Raw genomic sequence first — 20,711 nt, forward strand, 5'->3', positions numbered from 1 at the left:
ATCAACACCAGATGCCCGTCAGCCGTACGCCGGACATCGATCTCCACCACGTGCGCGCCCGCCTTCACCGCGGACCTGATCGCCTTCAGGGAGTTCTCCGGTGCGGAGCGCCAGTGCCCGCGGTGCGCCACCACCAGCACCTCAGCACCCGGACCGTGCCGCAGGAACTGCTTCCGCACCTGCTCAATGGTGTGCGCTGGCCCCGACTCGACGGTCTGGGCGAGTGCCGACCCCGCAATCGGCGTGGCCTCGGCCGTGGCCTTGGCCCCCGCCACCGTCGGAGCCACACCGACCACCACACCCGCCGTCACCACGGCCAGCGCCCGACTCCACCATTTCCTACGCACGAGCAACTCCCGGGTAGACACCAGAATGATCAGCGGTCCGCGCCAATGCCAGCGCAAGCCACCGTCATCGTGCCGGTCACCCACCACGAAACACGGGCCCCAGCGGTAACAACGCAGCGAACAGGTGCTGACATGCCGATGCCGGACGTTCAAGATCTTTAGCTACACCCCCGGTTTCCGGTGATATCCCGCATTACCTTCGATGAGCACGAAGCGGTCATTTCACGATCAGGCGGGGGTGGATGTCGCAGTCGGACGCCCCGGGGAGAGCCGGGCACACCCGACGGTGGCGGATCATCGCCATCGCGGCAGTCGTCTCCTTCCTGAGCTTCTTCGACCTGAGCGTCATCAACGTGATGCTGCCCTCGATCGAACGCACGCTCGGCGCCGGCAACGGTGCTGTCCAGTGGATCGTCTCGGGCTACTCGCTGATGTTCGCGCTCGCGCTCGTCCCCGCCGGACGACTCGGTGACGCCAAAGGGCGGCGCCACGCGCTCATCCTCGGCCTCGCGTTGTTCACCGTCGCCAGCGCAGTTGCCGGAACGGCCGGCTCCGGCACCGCGCTGGTCGTCGCCCGGCTCGCGCAGGGTGCCGCAGCCGGTGTCCTCGTTCCCCAGCTCACGGCCCTGGTCGAGGAGTTGTTCCACCCCAGGCGGCGGGGCCGCCCGTTCGGGGTTCTCGGTGCCACGGCCAGCGTCGCCACCGCGATCGGACCGGTGGTCGGCGGGCTGATCATTGCTCTCGGTGGGGTGGAGAACGGCTGGCGGCTGGTCTTTCTCGGCAACGTCCCGATCGGCGTCGTCGCGGCGGTGCTCGTCTGGCGGCTGTTTCCAGCGAGACCGCTGAGCGGCGAGACAGATCACCGACCCGACCTGATCGGCACGCTGCTGCTGGGCACCGCAATCATGCTGGTGCTCCTGCCCGCGCTACAGCGGGAGCAGTGGCCGGGGCTGCTGCCGTGGCTGTTGCTGCCGGCCGGGATCGGCATCCTCTTCGCCTTCCGATCCTGGGAGACCTCCCCGGCGCGGCGACACCCGCCGGTCTTCGACTTTCGCCTACTCACCCATCGGACCTACCGCCTGGGGCTGCTGCTCGGCTTCTTCTACTACGCCGGTTTCACCTCGCTGCCGCTGATCTTCAGCCTGCACCTGCAGTACGGTCTCCACCGCAGTCCGTTGCACACCGGGCTCACGATCGCGCCATTCGCGGTGGGTTCCGCGCTGGGCGCGCTGCTCGGCGGCCGGCACGTCGAACGACTCGGCCGCCGGCTGATCGCCGTCGGGCTACTCACCGTCCTGGCGAGCCTCGCCCTGATGACCGCCCTCACCAGCTTTGCCGGGACGACCTTCTCGGTCCTGAACTCGTTCCCGCTGCTCCTCGCCGGCGTCGGTAGCGGCCTCGTGATCACACCGAACAACACCCTGACTCTTGCGCAGGTGCCCCGGCGAGAGGCCGGCAGCGCCGCCGGAATGTACCGGACCATGCGGCAGGTCGGCGCCGCGATCGGGCTGGCGGCGATCACCGCAACCCTGCTCGGCTCGGTCGGGGCCAACAACGGACACTGGCCAACCGCCCTTCGCTACGCGCTCGTCGTGGAGTTCGGCATCGTCACCGCCGCGCTACTCACCAACCTCACCGACATCGTCGGTAGCCGCCGCCAGCCACTCGACTCGGCAGCCTGACCGTTCGCACAGCCCATGCCCGGCCCTCGCGGTGGCCAACGACACAGACCAGCGACGGGAAAGGGACTCGCCCCGGTGGTGTCGGCACCGGCATGATGTCCGGCGTGCTGGGGATCACCGACATCTGGACGTACGTGCTGGGCACCGTGGCGATCATCATGCTGCCCGGACCCAACTCGCTCTTCGTGCTCTCCACCGCCGCCCGCCGCGGCGTGGCAGCCGGCTACCGCGCGGCCAGTGCGGTGTTCGTGGGCGACGGAGTCCTGATGATCCTCTCGGCCGCCGGGGTGGCGTCCCTACTCCAGGCGTACCCGCCGCTCTTCCTGGTGATCAAATATGCCGGCGCCGCCTACCTGGGCTACCTGGGCCTGGGGATGCTGCGCGGGGCCTGGCAGCGGTGGCGGACCCGCCACGACCCGGCCGCACCGCGACCTCTCGACGCCGACGCCCCCGCCCCACCACGCAGCCCGTTCCGCCGGGCCCTGGTGATCAGCCTGCTCAACCCGAAGGCGATCCTCTTCTTCGTCTCGTTCTTCATCCAGTTCGTTGACCCGCACTACCCCTGGCCGGCGCTGTCGTTCCTGCTGCTCGGGTCGATCGCGCAGCTCATCAGCGCGCTCTTCCTGACCATACTGATCTTCGCGGGCACCTTCCTGGCCGCCCAGTTCCACCAACGCCGCCGCCTGGCCGCGGGCGGGACGACCACGGTTGGCGCGCTCTTCCTCGGCTTCAGTCTGAAACTCGCCACCGGCTGACCCACCCCGGGTCACGTGCCATCGCCACCGCCACCGCCGCCGCCGACGCCCGGGCCCCCGGCCGTGCCGCCCAGCCCGAATCCCGGCGGCAGTGGCGCGTCCGGAGGTCGGCTCACATGCGCGGACTCGTTGATCGGGGCCGACCAGTCAGCGTGCGCCGCCATCGCCGCGTGCCGGTTGATCGCGCTCCGCAGCCACCCGTCCACGGTCGACACCCAGTCCCGCCGCTCGGCGCCGTGATGCCAGATCCGAAACCGGCTGATGCTCTGGTGGGTGATCCCGGCCAGCGCCAGTCGACGATCACACCAGAGGAGCACTTCGAGACCGGCGGAGTTGGCAATGAAGATCACCTCCAGCTCGGTGATCGGTCCGGAATACAACGGCGCAACCCAGTAGCCCAGCCGTTGGTGCAGCGCGAGTTGCTGCTCGACCCCGGGCAACCGCGCGGCGACCGAGCCGGCCTGCCGCAGGCTGAACCCCAGCATCTCCAGGGTGGTGAGAATGTGCGCCTGGGCGATCAGCGGGTGCACGAAGAGCGGCACCATCGCACCCTGATCCAGCCCGGGCTCGATCGCCACCTCGGTACGCAGCCCCATCCGCAGGCTGAGCAGCGGCGCTCCGCCGACCACCGTTACCGGGGTCTCCCAGGGCAGCGGGAACGAGAACGGAATACTGCGGGCCCGCCCGGCGCGCAGGACGAACCCGGTGGCGATCTCCACCTGATGGAACTGCACCAGCCGCCGGGGCGCCTCCGGGTCGTCCGGCTCGGCCGACGTGACCAGGCCGAGCCGGACATGCAGCACCGGAACGTCCACCGAGCCGGCGCTGACGACCACCCGCCCCGGCAGCAACAGGCCCGGGCGGGTGCTCGGGTTGGCCAGCGCGGTCCGGACGGTCAGCCCCGTCCGACCGGACTCCGGCGACACCCCCGTCAACCGCACCGGCCCCGGTTACCCAGACCAGGTCAGCGCAACCGCCGTCCCCGCGGAACCTGGTCCGTCTCGTCGTCGAACTCGCCGATGACCTCCTCCAGCAGGTCCTCCAGCGCGACAAACCCGACCGGCCTCGTCGGCCCCCCACCGTTGCGGACCAACGCCAGCTGGGAACGCCGGGCCCGCATCGCCGCCACCGCCTCGGTGACTGTGGCGGACGAGGGCAGGGTGAACGCGGTCGTCATCAGCTGCTCGGCCATCGCCGTCGGGCGGCTGGCCGCGGCCCGCACCGCCTCCCGTACGTGCACCAGCCCGCACACGTCACCGGCCTCGTCGAGCACCGCCAGGCGGGACCGCCCGCTGTCGCGGCTGACCTGCTCGATCTGGCCCGCATTCGCGTCCCGTCGCACGGTGACGATCCGGTCGAACGGCTCCATCACCTGCGCCACGGTGGTGCCCTGCAGCTGGAGCATGCTGGTCAGCAACTCGTGCTGCTCGGCACCGAGGAGCCCGTGCTCGCGGGACTGCTCCAGCAGCAGCCGCAGCTCCTCCGGGCCGTGCACCTGGGCGAGCTGATCCTGTGGTTGGACCTTGACCAGCCGCAGGATGCCGTTCGCCAGGGAGTTCAGCGCCGACAGCACCGGCCGGGCGACCCGGGCGAAGGCACGGAACGGCAGCGCCAACAACGTCGCCGACCGCTCCGCGTCGGTGATCGCCCATGATTTCGGCGCCATCTCCCCCACCACCAGGTGCAGGAAGGTCACCAGGCTCAGCGCGAAGATCAACGCGATCACGTGGCTCGCCGCGCTGGGCAGGCCCACGGCGTACAGCAGCGGGCTGAGCAGCCGCTCGATCGCCGGTTCGGCCAGCGCACCCAGCCCCAGCGTGCACAGCGTGATGCCGAGTTGCGCGCCGGCCAACATCAGCGAGAGTTCGCGTACGCCGTCCAACGCGGCCCGGGCACCCCGGCCACCACCGGCGGCGGCCTGCTCCAGCCGGTAACTCTTGCTCGCCACGAGGGCGAACTCGGCGGCGACAAAGAACCCATTCAACGCCAGCAGGACCACCGAGGCCGTGAGGGCAACACCGACGCTCATGCCTGCACCTCCGGCTGGTCTTCCGACTCCTGCAGGCGCAGCCGGACCGAGTCGGCGACGTGCCGGTCAACCACGAGCACCTCGACCAGCGCCCGGGGGCTGGCCGCCGCCTCATCCCCGTCTGCCGGCAGGGCGACCTCCAGTTGGTCGCCGACCTCGGGTACCCGGCCCAGTTCCCGCATGACCAGCCCGGAGAGCGTGTCGTACTCCGGGGCCACGGGCAGCGAGATGCCGGTGCTGTCGGCGACCTCATCGATCCGCCAGCGGGCCGGCACCACCCAGGAGCCATCGCGCTGTCGGGTCGGTGTCCGCTCCGGCGGATCATCCTCGTCGCGGATCGGCCCCACCAGCTCCTCGGCGATGTCCTCCAAGGTGATCACGCCGGCGAAGCCGCCGTACTCGTCAACCACACAGGCGAGCTGCCGGTGGCTGGAGCGCAGCCGGTCCAGCACCGTCGGCAACGGCAGGGTCTCCGGCACCAGCAGCGGGGGAACGGCCACCGTACCGACCGGGGTGGTGGCTCGGCGCTCCAACGGTACGCCGAGCACGTCGGCGATGCCGGTCACACCGATCACGTCGTCAACGCCCTCGGCCCCCTGGACGGGGAACCGGGAACGGCCGGTCTCGAGTAGCTCGACGACGCGGCTGACCGGTTCGTGGGCGCGGACGGTGTGCACGTCGACCCGGGGCACCATGGCTTCCCCGGCGGTGAGCTGACGGAAATCCAATCCGCGGTCCAGCAGGGTGGACATCTCCGCGGTCAGGTGCCCGCCCTCGCGGGACTCGGCGATGATCTGCTCCAGATCCTCCAGGGTGGCCCCGCTGGGCAGCTCCTCGACGGGCTCGACCCCCGCCCGGCGGAGCAGCCGGACGGCGGCCCGGTCGAAGAGCTTGATCACTGGAGCGGCGACCTTGAGGTAGATCAGGGTGGAGCCGGCGAGCGCCCGAGCGAGCGCCTCGGGGCGGGCGATGGCGAGGTTCTTGGGCGCCAACTCACCCAGCACCATCTGCACGATGGTGGCGATGAGCAGCGCGAACGCGACGGACAGCGGCCCGCTGACCTGGTCAGACATTCCGGACAACCCAAGCAGATCAGCCAGGCCGGCGCCGAGATACGGCTCGGCGACGTAGCCGACCAGCAGTGCGGTGACCGTGATGCCGAGCTGTGCGCCGGAGAGCATGAACGACAGCCGCCCGGTCACCTCCAGGGCCCGGGCCGAGGCCTTGTCGCCTTCGGCGGCACGCTGCTTGAGCTTGCCCCGATCTACGGCGACGTAGCCGAACTCCTGGGCCACGAAGTATCCGGTGGCTGCGGTGAGGACAACGATGAAGAGGAGCCCAACGACGATCAACACGGGAGCTTCAGGGCTCCCGTCGATGTCGGGGCCAGGGGTAGCCGGGCATAACCCGGCTCGCTACTGCTGCCCTCCTGGGCAGACGAGTCGATCATGTGCCTATTTTATCGGGAGTACCTGAAAGTCCGCTGGCGGTGCCGGAAGGGTCTCGGCGACCCGGACCCTTCCGGCGTACGGTCAGCTCTGGGTGATCCGGACGTCGTCGACGGCGGCCTCCACCAGGCTCGGGTTGCTGGCATCCGCCACATCGATCAGGATTCGTACTGTTTGACCGCTTAGAGATGATATATCCGTGCTGGCTACCTGCCAGGACCCAGCCCGGTTGCTCGCCGTGCCGGTGACGCTCAACGCCGTCACGGTGCTGCTGCCCACCACCCGGACCCGCAGGTAGTCGGCACTGGTGGCGTTGCTGAGATGGGCGAGGTACCAGGAGAAGCTGAGGGTCAGCGCGCCGGTCGACGGCAGGCTGACCGCCGGGGACTGGATCGTGGTGACCCCACCGTCGACGTCGTGACTGCCCGCACCGCTGCCCGCAGCCGCGCCGGTCACCAGGTCGAAGCTACCGCTCACCGTGGTGCCGAGTTGGAGGGTGGTCCCGGAACTGCTGGTGGTGGCGGGGTCGCCGCGTTCCCAGGCCCCGGTGGTGGCGGTGTCGGTGCCGGCCGGGTCCACGACCCAGCCGGTGGCGGTCTCGAAGGTGTCGCTCCAGACCGTCTCACCCGGCGGGGACGTCTGGGCCAACTCCCACACCGTGTACGCGATCGCGTCGGCGTTGCGGTCCAGCGCCGTGTCGTTGACGTTGGAGAGGGTGTCGCACGAACGGTGGTAGCAGGGGTCGAAAGCCTGTCCCGCCGTCCCGCCCCAGAGCGCCGCCTGGGCGCTGGACTTGATGCCCTCCGCGCCGGTGAACGTGCCCCCGGCCGGGATGCCGACCGCGATGAACGGCCCGTAGTCGCTGCGGCCGTTGAAGTCGGTGCCCTGGGTCGTCACGCCGATCGAGGTGTAGTACGCCTGGATGGTCTGCTCGATCTCGGCGGAGCCCTCCGGCCCGGGGCCGGCACCCACCCCGTCGGAGTCGTCGCCGTCATAGACGAAGTAGCCGGCGTTCGGCGAACCCACCATGTCGAAGTTGAGATACTGCTTGATCCGGTCGCGCTCCGCGCCCGAGAGGTTGTTCACGTAGTGACGGGAACCGCGCAGACCCAGCTCCTCCGCGCCCCACCAGGCGAACCGTAGCCGCTTGTCCGGGGTGAAGCCGCTGCTCGGTACGGCCAGTGCCACCTCGAGGATGGCCGCCGAGCCGGACCCGTTGTCGTTGATGCCCGGTCCACTGGTGACGCCGTCCAGGTGCGCTCCGGTCAGGACCACGGCGTCCGGGTCACCCGCCGGCCATTCGGCGAGCAGGTTGTAGCCGGTGGCACCGGCGTAGGTGAACGACTGCACGGTGGTGGTGTAGCCGACCGCGTCGAGCTGCGACCGCAGGTAGTTCACCGAGGCCAGGTAGCCGGGTCGACCGTGCGCCCGGTTTCCGCCGTTGGCGTTGGCGATCGACTGGAGCTGGGTCAGGTGGGCCTTCACGTTGGCCAGCGGGATGTCCGGGGCGTCCACGGCGATCGAGGACGGCGCGAGGCGGGGATGCACCGGCGCAGCGGCGGCCGCGGTGGCGGTCAGCGCCGTCGCGGCCATGACGGCCAGCACCGCTGGCCAGACGGATCTAGGGGTACGGGGTCTCATGGGTCCTCCGGGTCGGGGCGGGCCGCACCGGTGGGCACGACCGCACATCGGGGACAACATTGACAGCTTTCGCTATCCCAGCGTGCCCTGACACTCCCCGTACGGCAAGACGTGAACCGACCCGGAAGGCAACCAGCGGGGTGGCGGCCTCGGGGGCAGTCAGCGCGGTGGGCTCCCGGGAGGCCAATCCCAACGCGCCTCGACCAGCAGGTCCGGACGCCCGAGGTCGAGCACGACGCGGTTGACGACCCGCTGGGCGGCGGTCAGCGAGCGCACCGAGAGCAACCGCCCCCGGCTCTCCCGACGCAGGACGAAGTAGTGCACGGCCGCGCGCACTCGACCCCGGTCCGCGGCACTGGCCCGGGCGGTGGAGACGACCAGCTCGCGCAACACCTGGGCGAGTCGCTCGGCGAGTTCCAACTCGGACTCGGCCAGGCCGGCGCGGGCCGCGGCGGCGAGATGGCCGTCGACCTTCCGGATCAGCACATCGGTGCCAGCCCGGGCCGCCCGCCTACTCGCCGTCGACGCCACCGCGGGCGCCTTCTCGACCGCCATCCGCCCTCCACTCGCGCTACATCGCGAGGAAGTTACTTTATGTTGTGGGTCACAATCAAGCAGTTAACTAAGACTTAAGCAATCCATAGTTACATTCAATGCTTTTAACGTCTAGACGGACAGAACGCCACAGCTTTCGGATACGTGTCGTACCGTGGGGGCACGATAGGGGCGTGGCGAACCAGGCGGGCGGCAGGTCGACAAGCGGCGAGGCCAGCGACGCGACCGCAGCGCCCCACCCGACCGACAACACCGCGCTCGACGCGTTCGGCCCCGCCACCCGAAGCTGGTTCGCCGCCGCGTTCGCCGCGCCGACCACAGCCCAGGCGGGAGCCTGGCGCTCCATCGGTGCCGGCCGTAACGCACTGGTCGTGGCCCCTACCGGCTCCGGCAAGACCCTGGCCGCGTTCCTCTGGTCGCTGGACCGGCTGGCCCGCGAGCCCGCCCCGGCGCAGCCCCGGCAGCGCTGCCGGGTGCTCTACGTCAGCCCACTCAAGGCGCTCGCGGTCGATGTCGAGCGGAACCTGCGTACCCCGCTCACCGGCATCCGGCAGGCCGCCGCCCGGTTGGGTCTGACCCCGCCCGAGATCACCGTCGGCATGCGCACCGGCGACACCCCCGCCGACGAGCGCCGCGCCTTCGCCCGGACCCCGCCGGATGTCCTCATCACCACCCCGGAATCGCTGTTTCTCCTGCTCACCTCCGCCGCCCGCGACTCGCTCCGGGGCGTGCAGACGGTCATCGTCGACGAGGTGCACGCAGTGGCCGGCACCAAGCGCGGTGCCCACCTCGCGCTGTCGCTGGAACGGCTCGACGAGCTGCTACCCACCGCCGCCCAGCGCATCGGCCTCTCCGCCACCGTCCGGCCGGTTGACGCCTGCGCCCGTTTCCTCGGCGGAGCCCGACCGGTTGACGTGGTCGCCCCGCCCACCGCCAAGACCATCGACATCGGCGTCCAGGTCCCGGTCGCCGACATGACCCTCCTGGACGAGCCGGAGCAGCCCGGGCCCGACCTCGACCGCCCCCGCCGCGCGTCGATCTGGCCGGCGGTGGAGGAGCGGGTCTACGCCCTCGTCCGAGCGCACCGCTCCACGATCGTCTTCACCAACTCCCGCCGCTCCGCCGAGCGACTCTGCGCCCGGCTCAACGAACTGGCCGCCGAGGAGCTCACCGGCACCGCACCGCCGGGCGGGTCCGGGCCCGCCACCCGACCCCCGGCCGAGCTGATGGCACAGGCCGGGTCGGGGACCGGAGCACCGCCGGTAATCGCCCGCGCCCACCACGGCAGCGTCTCCCGATCCGAACGCGAACACATCGAGGAATCCCTCAAGTCCGGGCAACTCCCGGCGGTGGTTGCCACCTCCAGCCTGGAACTGGGCATCGACATGGGCGCGGTCGACCTGGTCGTGCAGATCGAGGCGCCGCCGAGCGTCGCCGCCGGGCTCCAGCGGGTCGGCCGCGCCGGGCACCAGGTCGGCGCCGTCTCCCGGGGCGTGGTGTTCCCCAAGCACCGAGGAGACCTGCTCGCCTGCGCGGTGGTCGCCGAACGGATGACCGCCGGCGCGATCGAGGAGCTGCACCACCCCCGCAACCCCCTCGACGTGCTGGCACAGCAGATCGTGGCGATGGTGTCACTCGAGCCGTGGCAGGTCAGCGACCTGGCCGACCTGGTCCGCCGTTCCGCGCCCTTCGCGGAACTGCCCGACTCGGCGCTGCACGCGGTGCTCGACATGCTCTCCGGCCGCTACCCGTCGACCGCCTTCGCCGAGCTGCGCCCCCGCCTGGTCTGGGACCGCGCCACCGACCTGCTGACCGGCCGGCCCGGTGCCCAGCGGCTCGCGGTGACCAGCGGCGGCACCATCCCCGACCGGGGTCTGTTCGGCGTCTTCCTGGCCGGGGCGGAACGGGCCGCGCGCGTCGGCGAACTGGACGAGGAGATGGTCTACGAATCGCGGGTCGGCGACGTCTTCCTCCTCGGCTCCTCGTCCTGGCGGATCGAGGACATCACCCCGGACCGGGTGCTGGTAACCCCCGCACCGGGCCAGGCGGCCAAGATGCCCTTCTGGAAGGGCGACCAGCCGGGCCGCCCGGTGGAGCTGGGCCGGGCCATCGGCGCCCGCCTCCGCACCCTGCTGCGGACCGACGACGACACCGCCGTAGCCGCGCTGCGCGCCGGGGGCCTCGACGAATGGGCAGCCGGAAACCTGCTGGCGTACCTGCGGGAGCAGCAGGCGGCCACCCGTAGCCTGCCGGACGACCGGACCGTGGTGGTCGAACGCTTCCGGGACGAGCTGGGTGACTGGCGGCTCGCCGTACACAGTGTCCTTGGCGCCCAGGTCAACGCCGCGTGGGCGCTGGCCATCGGCCGCCGGCTCAGCGAGCGGTACGGGGTGGACGCCCAGGTGCTCCCCGCCGACGACGGGATCGTCGTCCGCCTGCCCGACACCGCCGCGGAGCCGCCGGGCGCGGAGGCGGTCGTCTTCGAGCCCGACGAGATCACCCAGCTGGTGGAGGAGTCGGTGGGCACGTCGGCGTTGTTCGCGGCCCGGTTCCGCGAGTGCGCCGCCCGGTCGCTGCTGCTACCCCGTCGCGACCCGCGCCGCCGACAGCCGCTCTGGCAGCAACGGCAGCGCGCCGCCCAACTCCTCGACGTCGCCCGGGAGTACGCGGACTTTCCGGTCACCCTGGAAGCGGCTCGGGAATGTCTCCAGGACGTCTTCGACCAGCCCGCGCTCGCCGCGCTGATGCGCGACCTGGCCGCCCGCAGCGTACGCCTGGTCGAGGTGGAGACGGCGCAGCCGTCGCCGTTCGCGCGGTCGCTGCTCTTCGGCTACGTCGGGACGTTCCTCTACGAGGGGGACGCTCCCCTCGCCGAGCGGCGGGCCGCCGCCCTCGCCCTGGACTCGGCCCTGCTCGGCGAGCTGCTCGGCCGGGTCGACCTGCGGGAGCTACTCGACCCGGCGGTACTCGCCGAAACCGAACGCCAGCTGCGGTGGCGCACCGAACAGCGCCGCCCCCGCGACGCCGAGGATGTGGTCGAGCTGCTGCGGATGGTCGGCGACCTCAGCAGCACCGAGCTGGCCGAGCGGGGGGCACCGGCGCAGTGGTTGACCGAACTGGTCGCGGCCCGCCGGGTGCTGCAGGTCCGCATCGCCGGCGAGGAGCGCTGGGTGGGAATCGAGGACGCCGGCCGGCTGCGGGACGCGCTGGGTGTCGCGCTTCCGGTCGGCGTGGCCGAGGCGTACCTGGCCCCGGTCGCCGACCCGCTCGGTGACCTCATCGCCCGCTACGCGCGCACGCACGGGCCGTTCACCGCCGCCACCTGCGCCGCCCGGTTCGGGCTCGGAGTAGCCGTGGTCGAGGGGGCGCTGCGCCGGCTCGCCGCCGCCGGTCGGGTACTCGCCGGTGAGTTCGCCCCCGACGCGGTCGGCACCCAGTGGTGCGACGCCGAGGTGCTGCGCATGCTGCGCCGCCGCTCCCTCGCGGCACTGCGCCGGGAGATCGAGCCGGTGCCGCCCCGGGCGCTGGCCACCTTTCTGCCCCGCTGGCAACAGGTCGGTGCGGCCGGGCGAGGGGTGCCGGCGGTGGCCGCCGCCCTGGAGCAGGTGCAGGGGCTGGCCCTGCCCGGGTCCGCCCTGGAGCGACTGGTGCTGCCGGCCCGGATCGCCGACTACTCCCCCGCCCAGCTCGACGAGCTGTGTACCAGCGGCGAGGTGGTGTGGGCCGGTTCCGGGGCGATCTCCGGCGGGGACGGCTGGGTCGTGCTCGCGTACGCGGACACCGCCCCGCTGCTGCTTCCCCCGCCGGATGCGGCACTGACCCGCACCCCGCTGCACGACGCGGTACTCGACGCCCTCGACGATGGACAGGCGCTGTTCTTCCGTGCCCTCTCCGACCGGTTGGGCGCCACCGACGACACCGCACTCGCCGCCGTCGTCTGGGACCTGGTGTGGGCCGGTCACCTGACCAACGACACGCTCGCCCCACTGCGGGCCCTGCTGGCCGGTCGCGGGGCGCACCGGGCCCGCCCGGCCACACCCCGTACCCGCTACCGGCGGCCCGGCCGCGTCGCCCTGCCGTCCCGCAGCGGCCCACCCACCGTCGCCGGCCGCTGGTCACGCCTGCCCGAACGGGACACCGACCCGACCCGCCGCGCCGCGGCCCTCGCCGACGTACTGCTGGAGCGGCACGGCGTGGTGACGCGGGGAGCGGTCGCGGCGGAGCAGGTGCCCGGCGGGTACGCCGCCGTCTACCCGGTGCTGTCCGCGCTGGAGGAGCGGGGCGCCACCCGTCGCGGCTACTTCGTGGAAGGGCTGGGGGCCGCGCAGTTCGCCGTACCCGGGGCGGTTGACCGGCTGCGGGCGCTGGCCGACCCGGCCGACGCTGGGCGGGCCCGGGCGGGCCCGGCCCTGGTCCTCGCCGCGACCGACCCCGCCAACCCGTACGGCGCGGCGTTGCCCTGGCCGGAACGGGTCGTCGACTCCGGGGACGGCGGCGCCGCCCCGACCGGACACCGGGCCGGCCGCAAGGCCGGCGCCCTGGTGGTGCTGGTCTCCGGCGACCTGGTCCTCTACGTCGAGCGGGGCGGTCGGACGCTGCTCTCCTTCACCGACGACAACGATCTGCTGGCGACCGCCGGTAGGGCGCTCGCCGACGCCGTACAGGGGGGAGCGCTCGGGACGATCTCCGTCGAACGGGCCGACGGCGAGGCGGTGCGCTCGTCACCGCTGCACGACGCGTTGACCGCCGCGGGGTTCCGGCCCACCCCCCGCGGGCTCCGCCTCCGGGCCTGATCGGTCCGCCGGTTCCGGGCTGCCCCGGTGCTGTCCGTCGGGGTGCCTGGGTCGACCGGTGGGCTCAGCTAGCCTTCCCTCCATGGCGCCGACGCCCTGGATCTCCTTCACCACCGACTACGGTCTCGCCGACGGCTTCGTGGCCGCCTGCCACGGGACGCTGGCCCGGCTGGCGCCCACCGCCCGGGTGATCGACGTGACCCACCTGGTCCCACCCGGCGACGTCCGGCGCGGCGCGGCGGTGCTGGCGCAGACCGTGCCGTACCTGCCGGCGGCCGTCCACGTCGCCGTGGTCGACCCCGGCGTGGGCACGGCCCGCCGGGCGATCGCCCTCGCCGCCGGGGACGGACTGCTGGTCGGACCAGACAACGGGCTGCTGCTGGACGCGGCGGTGGCGCTCGGCGGGGTGAGCGCCGCGGTGGAGCTGACGAACCCGGACTGGCTCGGAACGCAGCTGTCCGCCACCTTCCACGGCCGGGACATCTTCGCGCCGGTCGCGGCCCGGCTGGCGCTCGGTGCGCCGCTCGCCGACGCCGGCCCGGCCGTCGAACCGGGCACCCTGGTCCGGCTGCCCACCCCGCTGGTCCACGCAGAGCCCGACGGGTTCACCGCCGAGGTGCTGACCGTGGACCACTTCGGCAACGTGCAGCTCGCGGCGACGGGCGCCCTGCTGGAACCGCTACCCCAAGCACTTTGGGTCACGCAGCGGCCAGCGGGCCCGGACCACGTCGGTGCGCCCGCGGTGCACGCCCGGACGTTCGACGACGCACCGCCGGGAGGGCTGGTGGTGCACGTGGACTCGGCCGGCCTGGTCGCGGTCGCGGTCAACGGTGGGCGGGCCGCCGACCGGTTCGGGGTGGTGCCGGGCGACCAACTCCGCGTCACCGCCGGTTGACCGGCAGCGTCGAGGCCGCCCGAGCGGGAGGATGGGTAGGTGCCCGACCTGCCAACCCCAACCTCCCGGCTGAACGGACCGCCGAGCCGGCGGTGGGCGAGGGCGGTCAGTCCCGCAGGTGCAACCCGAAGCTGGTACGGCCCCCGGGCTCCCGCCCCTCCTTCAGCCGCAACGAGGGGATCTCGTAGTCGCCGGAGTTCTGCTGTCGGAACGCGATCGGCTCGGTCGAATCCAGGGTGAGCAGGCGCTGCGTCCAGGCTTTGGCGATGTCCGGGTAGTCCTCGTCGGTCAGCCGATCGGCCCCGTACAGCACGAACGGCGGCAGCACCTCCATACCCGGGTAGTAGAGAATGCCGTGCTGGATCGGGAACAGCAGATCCTCGATGGGGCCGTTGATCCCCCGGTCAGAGTAGTGCGGCTCCGATCCACCGGCGGTCACCGACAGCAGTGCCTTCCTGCCGGCCAGGGTGCCTTCGCCGAAGCGGTCACCGAACCTGGTGTCGCTGTACTCGCCGACGCCGTACGCGAAGTGAAAGCTGAACACCCGGTCCACCCAGCCCTTGAGGATCGCGGGCATGGTGAACCACCACAGCGGGAACTGAAAGATGACCGTGTCGGCCCACAGCAGCTTCTCCTGCTCGGCGAGGACGTCCGGGGTGAGTGTCCCGGCGTCGAAGGCGCGGCCCGAGTCCAGGGCGACCTTCAGCCGATCGGAGGCGTCGGGTCCGTAGTCGGTGCGGTCCACGACCGCCTTCCAGTTCATCGCGTACAGGTCGCTGACCCGCACCTCGTGTCCGGCGGTACGCAGGGTGGAGACGGCGAGGTCCTTCAGCGAGCCGTTGAGCGATTTCGGCTCTGGGTGGGCATAGACGATCAGCGTCTTCATGAGGGCTCCCCTTCAGGTCGGTATCTCGATCCTGGGCGCCGGGGCGCTCGACATTCAGGGGTGCCGCTTCCTCGGACGGAACATCCTGGTAACAGCAGTACCACCCACCCGGCCGTGGCCCGGCAATACTGGGAGGATGGACAGTCTCGCGGGCTTCCTGCGGACCCGGCGTTCCCGGGTCGACCCGACGGCCGTCGGCATCCCCACCGACCGGCACCGCCGGGTGCAGGGGCTACGCCGCGAGGAGGTCGCGCACCTGTCCGGAGTCAGCGTCGACTACTACGTACGCCTGGAGCAGGGCCGCGCGACCCAACCCTCCGACCAGGTCCTCGACGCGCTCGCCCGCGTTCTCGGCCTCGACGAGACCGAACGCGAGCACCTCTACCGGCTCGCCCGACAGCGCCGCCACCGCACGAAGACACCGGGCGGGCGGGTCCGGCCCGAGCTGCTCCGCATCCTCGACCTGATAGCCGACGCGCCCGCGCTGATCATGAACCATCGCCTGGACGTGCTCGCCGGAAACCGCCTCGCCCGGCTCCTCTACGGCCTACCGATGCCGGGCCTGAACACCGCCCGGCACATCTTCCTCGAGGAGGACGAACGCGGTCTGTACGCGGACTGGGAGGCGTGCACGCTCAACGTGGTCGGACACCTGCGCCTGGCTGCCGGCAAGTACCCCGAGGAGCCCCGCCTCACCTCACTCATCGGCGAACTGGCGATGGGGAGCGAGCGCTTCCGCGGCCTCTGGGCCCGCGCGGACGTACGCGCCCGCACCCACGGCGGCCGAACATACCGGCATCCGCTGGTCGGACTCCTGGAACTGCACCAGGAAAGCCTCATGCCGCCGGACGAATCCGGGGTGGAACTGCTGGTCCTGTCCGCGGCCCCCGGCAGCCCCAGCGAGGACGGGCTACGCCTGCTCGCGGGGCTGGGCACGGACGAAGCGACGGACGGTCTCAGAAAGGGACGATTGGACACTTCCTAACCCACCCCCGCAGGTCGCATGCTGCGGTGGAGCGCTCACATACCGTTCGTTTCGCGCGTCCACCGCCACACCGAGGTGGTCGGTGCCGCGCCCGACGCCGGGAGAGCCATGGACCTGTTCCGCAGACTCCGGATCCCCTGGGCCGAGCGACCCGCCACCAACCACCCAGACGCCACCGATGACGACGGCCCGGTGGTGCCGGCGACACGGAGCGCGCAGGACGCCGCGGCGGGCCCGCCGTCGGAGGCCGCCAACCCGCCGCCAACCCTGGACCTGGTGGCACCGACAGCGCTGGACCCGGCGGCGCTGCCCCGCTGTTTCGGCCGGGTGCCGAACCACGCGCACAGCCCGCTACCGACCGTGGACGACGATGGCGACGTGCTGCCCGGCACCGGCATCCGCAAGTTTGTCGACCCGCTGCCCACCCTCGGCGCGGGCAACGACCCCGGTTGCCTGCCGGTGGCCGTACCCGACACCATCACCTACCCGGGCTGCGACTACTACGAAGTCGGCCTTCAGGAGTACGCGCAACAGCTGCACCGGGACCTGCCGGCCACCCGCCTGCGCGGGTACCGACAGCTGAACCTCGGTACCGATTCGACCGGGCACAACACGGTCACCCCGCCGGAGCGCCCGGTCCACCTCGGCCCGGTGATCATCGCGCGGCGTGGCCGCCCGGTACGGGTCAAGTTCATCAACCAGCTTCCTGCCGGTCGGGCCGGTGAACTGTTCCTCCCCGTGGACCCCACCATCGACGGCGCCGGCCCCGGGCCGCTCGCCGGGCCGGCACCATACCCGCAGAATCGGGCCGTACTGCACCTCGCTGGCGCGCAGACCGGTTGGATCAGCGCCGGCAACCCCTGGCACTGGATCACACCTGCCACCGAGATCACCCCGTACCCCACCGGGCCCGGGCTGACCCCGGTGCCCGACATGCCGCCGCCGGGCCGGGGCGCCACCACGCTGTACTACCCGAACGAGCAGAGCGGGCGGCTGCTCGCATTCCACGACAACACCGTCGGGTTGTCCCGGCTCACCTGCTACTCCGGCCAGGTGGGCGTCTACCTGATCACCGATCCCGCCGAGGATGGCCTGGTCGCCGAGGGGGTGTTGCCCGCCGACCAGATCCCGCTGGTCTTCGAGGACAAGACCTTCGTGCCCGACGACAGTCAGCTGGCCGCCACCGACCCGACCTGGGACCGCGACCGCTGGGGCGCGCGGGGCAGCCTCTGGCACCCACACATCTACCAACCCCGGCAGAACCCCTACCGCGCCGACGGCATCAACCCAACCGGGCGCTGGGACTACGGGCCGTGGACGCGAACCGCCGGGGAACTGGTGGCGACGAGCCCAACCGGATCGAACGGCAGCGGACCAACCGGCAGCGGGCCCGACAGCGCCGGACCGGAGCTGGTCCCCAACCCCCACCACGACCCGGTTGACGACGCCTCGGCGGAACCACCGATGGCACCCGCCATACCGCACCCGTCGGCGGTGCCGGCCGCGTACGGCGACACGGTACTGGTCAACGGTGTCGCGTACCCCTGGCTGACGGTCGAGCCGCGCACCTACCGGTTCCGCATCCTCAACGCGTGCCTGGACCGCAGCCTGAACCTCCAGCTCTACCAGGCGGGCTCCGCCGGCCCGCTGTGGGACAGCGAGGGCAGGCTGGCCGACCCGAACGCGGGCGAGATACCGATGGTCGCGGCGGTGCCGATGCCCGGCCGGCCCTCCCGGTGGCCGACCGACGGGCGGGAGGGCGGGGTGCCGGATCCGGGTGCCGCCGGCCCCGATCTGGTGCAGATCGGCAACGACGGGGGTCTCCTACCGGCCCCCGCGGTGCTCCCCAACCAGCCGGTGACCTACCGGTACGACCGACGCGACCCCACCGTACTCAACGTCGACCGGCACACGCTGCTGCTCGCCCCCGGAGAGCAGGCCGACGTGCTGGTCGACTTCGCCACCGTCACCCCCGGCAGCACCGTGCTCCTCTACAACGACGCCCCGGCCCCGTTCCCCGCCTTCGACCCCCGCTATGACCACCACACCGAAGCCCCGGACCACACCGCCGAGGGCGGGACACCACCGAGCCGCCCCGGGTACGGGCCGAACACCCGTACCCTGCTGCTGTTCCGGGTGGCCGGCGTTCCGAAGCCCCGCTACGACCTGGCCCGGCTCCGCGAGCGGCTACCCCGGGCGTACTCGGCCAGCCAGCGTCCACCGGTCGTGCCGCAGCCCGCCTACGACGCGGCGTTCGGCACCCGCACGGCCCGGGAGACCATCGTCCCGGTACACGCTGCGACGGTCGCGTTCGCCCCGGCCGGCAGCACCTCCCCCGTCCTGCTGCCGCTCGCGGTGAAGGCCATCGGGGAGGTCTTCGAGCCCACGCACGGCCGACTCGCCGGCCGCTTCGGCGTCGGTCCACCACCGGGAGCGTCACCCACCCCGGCCGTGGCACCACTCGACCCGACCGACCCGGCCACCGAGGTGGTGTCGGTCGGCGAGTCGGCGGTAACGGGGGACCCGGTCGCCGACGAGGTGCAGCTGTGGCGGCTGCGCGGCGCGGGTCGGCACACCCAGCCGGTCCGCCTCGACGGCGTCGACCTGCAACTGGTCAACCGAGCCGGGTGGGACGGCACGCTCCGCGCGCCGGCACCGAACGAGCTGGGCTGGAAACAGGTGGTCCGGGTCAACCCACGGGAGGATGTGGTGGTGGCACTGCGCCCGGTCGCACCGCCCCTCCCATTCAAGATCACAGACAGCGTACGCCCGCTGGACCCGAGCCGACCAGCGAACGTCCGCCCCCCAGGCGCGTCGCGCGGCGGCCAGGCCGCCCCGGCGGGCACCCAGCCGGTCAACCTGGGCTGGGAGTACCGCTGGCACAGCCAGCTCGCCGGCTACCGCGACCAGGGCCTGAGCCGGCCGCTGGTGCTGCGGGTCGCCCCGAAGGCCCCGACCGGGCTGACCGCGACACCGGGACCAGGATCGGCCACCACGCTGCCGGCGATCCTGCTCGCCTGGACCCGCAACGGCGACCGGCCCCCCACCACCAGCCACCAACTCCAACGCGCCACCGACCCGGCGTTCACCGATGGACTCGCCACGATCACGGTGGCCGCGGACGCCACCCGGTACACCGACGCCACCGTCATTCCCGGGGTGACCTACCACTACCGCATCCGGACGGAGAACGCGGTCAGCTGCTCGGCATGGTCGAACTGCGCGCCCGCATCGGTGCAACTCACCGCACCGACCGGCCTGGCCGCGGCGGTGCCGCCGGCCGCACCGCTACGGGTGGGGTTGCACTGGCGCAACCGCTCCTTCGCCACCGGCGTTGACGTGCAGCGCGCCACCAACCCCACGTTCACCAGCGGGCCCGGTACCACCGCCATCAGCGTCGGTGACACCCATCTGGACACCGCCGCGGCGCCGGACACCCGCTACTACTACCGGGTCCGCACCACCTACCTCGGCTCGGCCTCCCCCTGGTCCACGGTGGCTCAGGTGACCACACCGCCCCGGCCGGGGGCACCGGAATCGGTGACTGTCACCGCCACCGCGGTCGCACCGGACACGGCGACGGTCATCCTCGGTTGGACGACGAGCGCAGCCGTCGGGTCCGGGGCCGGCTTCACCGTGCAGCGGGCCGCGGACCCTGCCTTCAGCCGGGACGTCGCCACCTTCACCGTGAATGGACGGGGGTTCACCAACACCGGCCTGGCCCGCCGAACCACCTACCACTACCGGATCCGTGCGTTCAACGTCGTCGGACTGTCCCCGTTCGCCACCCCGATCGTGGTGACGACGCCGGACTGACATCCCGCCCCACCACCGCCAGCTGGTGCTGATCCGTGTGCCGTTGCAACGCCACCGCCGCCCGCAGCTGTGGCCCCGTGGTTCAGGAGGCGCGGAAGGTGGGGTCGGTGGCGCGCAGCTCCGCCAGTGCCGAAGCCGTACCGTGCAGCAGGTCGGTCGCCTCGGTGAGCCGGGCCACCGCCGGTTCCTGGACATCGGACCGGACGTTCTCGGCCACGTAACCCGCGGCGGCCGCCACCAGCCGCTCGTACGCCTCGACACCGTTGCGCAGTTGGTCGGCGAGGGCCGTCCGGGCCTGCTCAAGCGAGGGCCGGGTGTCCGGTGGCGCGAACCGAATGGCCCGTTCGACCTCCGCGACCCGGAGGGCGAGGTCCCGCAGCGAGTGGTCGGCCGCGGTGGCCTCGGCGACCGCGGGCGCCGCCAGCCCGGTCAGCCGGCCCCGCAGGCCGGCGAAGGTGGAACCGGCCCGATCCAGCCGACCCCACGGCTCGGCGGCGCCGGTGCCGCGCAGCGCGACCCGGGACCGTACCCGTCGGGCCTCGGCGAGCATGCCGGAGCCAGCCGGGAGGCGCTGCACCGCCGCGACCAGCCGGGCCCGCGACTGGGCCGCCGCCTCGTCCGGGCTCAGCGCCGGCGGCGCCGGCTGGGCGGCGAGCGCCCGCAGGTCGGCCCAGCGCCAGGCGGCGAGCACAATCGCTCCACCCGCGCCGGCGGCCCAGGCCGCGTCGGGCAACCCCAGACCGGCGTACGGCGTCAGCACCGCGGCGGCGGCGCCGAGCCCACCGGCGATGACGCTCCACCGCCGAGCTGAACGCCGCCGACGGGCCAGCCGCCGGAAGTACCGCGTCCGCTCGTCCGCCACGTCGCCTCCCCACCCGC

General features: G+C 72.2%; 14 protein-coding genes. 6 read left to right on the forward strand and 8 right to left on the reverse strand.

Annotated features, from left to right (window positions below; all coding sequences use genetic code 11):
* On the reverse strand, positions 1 to 314 hold a 314-nt coding region (locus H0524_RS07930; protein ID WP_309225061.1), incomplete at its 3' end, for a glycerophosphodiester phosphodiesterase family protein.
* Between the two features lie 275 nt (positions 315 to 589).
* Between H0524_RS07930 and H0524_RS07935 the strand changes: the two genes are divergently transcribed.
* Together H0524_RS07935 and leuE are read left to right on the forward strand one after the other, a co-directional pair.
* Entirely contained in the window at positions 590 to 2,029 is a 1,440-nt protein-coding gene (locus H0524_RS07935; RefSeq protein ID WP_180198080.1) for an MFS transporter, read from the forward strand.
* A 92-nt stretch (positions 2,030 to 2,121) separates the two neighbouring features.
* Positions 2,122 to 2,784 (forward strand): leucine efflux protein LeuE, encoded by a 663-nt coding sequence (leuE, locus tag H0524_RS07940; protein WP_180198081.1) that lies wholly within the window; start codon positions 2,122 to 2,124, stop codon positions 2,782 to 2,784.
* Positions 2,785 to 2,795: 11 nt separating this feature from the next.
* Here the strand turns inward: leuE and H0524_RS07945 are convergent, their stop codons facing one another.
* From H0524_RS07945 to H0524_RS07965, 5 genes are all read right to left on the reverse strand, one after another.
* The gene (locus tag H0524_RS07945) at positions 2,796 to 3,725 is read right to left on the reverse strand and encodes a sporulation protein (protein ID WP_180198082.1); all 930 of its coding nucleotides are present in this window, start codon (positions 3,723 to 3,725) and stop codon (positions 2,796 to 2,798) included.
* Between the two features lie 23 nt (positions 3,726 to 3,748).
* Complete coding sequence (locus H0524_RS07950) at positions 3,749 to 4,813, reverse strand: hemolysin family protein (protein WP_018728285.1); 1,065 nt, start codon at positions 4,811 to 4,813, stop codon at positions 3,749 to 3,751.
* Positions 4,810 to 6,168 carry a hemolysin family protein gene (locus H0524_RS07955; RefSeq protein ID WP_180198083.1) on the reverse strand — a complete coding sequence of 453 codons (1,359 nt, stop codon included), beginning with the start codon at positions 6,166 to 6,168 and terminating at the stop codon, positions 4,810 to 4,812. The genes H0524_RS07950 and H0524_RS07955 overlap by 4 nt, the downstream gene beginning before the upstream one ends.
* A gap of 177 nt (positions 6,169 to 6,345) precedes the next feature.
* A complete protein-coding gene (locus H0524_RS07960; protein WP_180198084.1) occupies positions 6,346 to 7,902 on the reverse strand; it encodes a M20/M25/M40 family metallo-hydrolase in 1,557 nt (518 codons plus the stop codon).
* Positions 7,903 to 8,061: 159 nt separating this feature from the next.
* A complete protein-coding gene (locus H0524_RS07965) occupies positions 8,062 to 8,457 on the reverse strand; it encodes a hypothetical protein (RefSeq protein WP_026322995.1) in 396 nt (131 codons plus the stop codon).
* A gap of 173 nt (positions 8,458 to 8,630) precedes the next feature.
* Between H0524_RS07965 and H0524_RS07970 the strand changes: the two genes are divergently transcribed.
* Positions 8,631 to 13,250, forward strand: coding sequence for an ATP-dependent helicase (locus tag H0524_RS07970; protein ID WP_180198085.1), 4,620 nt, complete (start codon positions 8,631 to 8,633; stop codon positions 13,248 to 13,250).
* Between the two features lie 82 nt (positions 13,251 to 13,332).
* Positions 13,333 to 14,145, forward strand: coding sequence for an S-adenosyl-L-methionine hydrolase (locus tag H0524_RS07975; protein WP_180198086.1), 813 nt, complete (start codon positions 13,333 to 13,335; stop codon positions 14,143 to 14,145).
* Between the two features lie 106 nt (positions 14,146 to 14,251).
* On the opposite strand, the gene H0524_RS07980 is transcribed toward H0524_RS07975, so the two are convergent.
* Complete coding sequence (locus H0524_RS07980) at positions 14,252 to 15,031, reverse strand: NAD(P)H-dependent oxidoreductase (RefSeq protein ID WP_018728279.1); 780 nt, start codon at positions 15,029 to 15,031, stop codon at positions 14,252 to 14,254.
* Between the two features lie 136 nt (positions 15,032 to 15,167).
* Here H0524_RS07980 and H0524_RS07985 point away from each other — a divergent pair, with 136 nt between their 5' ends.
* The gene (locus tag H0524_RS07985; protein ID WP_180198087.1) at positions 15,168 to 16,016 is read left to right on the forward strand and encodes a helix-turn-helix transcriptional regulator; all 849 of its coding nucleotides are present in this window, start codon (positions 15,168 to 15,170) and stop codon (positions 16,014 to 16,016) included.
* A gap of 18 nt (positions 16,017 to 16,034) precedes the next feature.
* Positions 16,035 to 19,832, forward strand: a complete 3,798-nt coding sequence (locus H0524_RS07990; RefSeq protein ID WP_180198088.1) for a hypothetical protein — start codon at positions 16,035 to 16,037, stop codon at positions 19,830 to 19,832.
* An 82-nt stretch (positions 19,833 to 19,914) separates the two neighbouring features.
* Here the strand turns inward: H0524_RS07990 and H0524_RS07995 are convergent, their stop codons facing one another.
* The gene (locus H0524_RS07995; RefSeq protein WP_180198089.1) at positions 19,915 to 20,694 is read right to left on the reverse strand and encodes a hypothetical protein; all 780 of its coding nucleotides are present in this window, start codon (positions 20,692 to 20,694) and stop codon (positions 19,915 to 19,917) included.
* Between the last annotated feature and the right edge of the window lie 17 nt (positions 20,695 to 20,711).

It is taken from the genome of Salinispora sp. H7-4 (assembly GCF_013416675.1).
GTDB lineage: Bacteria > Actinomycetota > Actinomycetes > Mycobacteriales > Micromonosporaceae > Micromonospora > Micromonospora vitiensis.